The sequence below is a fragment of the Halalkalibacterium ligniniphilum genome, from assembly GCF_000334155.1.
In the GTDB taxonomy this organism is placed as follows: domain Bacteria; phylum Bacillota; class Bacilli; order Bacillales; family Bacillaceae_D; genus Halalkalibacterium; species Halalkalibacterium ligniniphilum.
Map to the genome: position 1 here is coordinate 1 of NZ_ANNK01000182.1, position 397 is coordinate 397.

A 397-nucleotide genomic window follows, 5' to 3' on the forward strand; every position below is an offset into this window, starting at 1 on the left:
AGTATTAGCCTTCCAGTAAGTGAGCTTCGTGATGAAGCGCTGCGTACACGATTAGGTGTGACCGAAGGCGATGTTGAGCTTTCGATTTCTGTAAATGCAGTGGCTGATTCAGCTGAGCGGGTTGCAGAGCTTGGTATTAATGCGAAATCATCGATTGTTGAGTTTTCTATTGTCGCTCGTTCTGGTGATGTGGAGGCTCCAGTGAACCGTTTTGTTCAATATCTTGAACGTGACCTCGTTCTTTCTGAAGACGTGAACCCGGATCGCACGGTTGTTGTTCGTGTCAATGCGGATGGAACGCTAACGGTTGTTCCGACGATTGTCCGTGACGGTCGTGTAACGTTCAAGAGCTTTACGAACAGCTACTATGTAGCGGTTGAGCGTGAAGCATCCTTTA

1 protein-coding gene is annotated in these 397 nt (G+C 47.9%); it reads left to right on the forward strand.

Annotated elements, in window-relative coordinates:
* Positions 1-397: hypothetical protein (locus BLT_RS24170; RefSeq protein WP_035426200.1), on the forward strand; the 397-nt coding region annotated here is incomplete at both ends.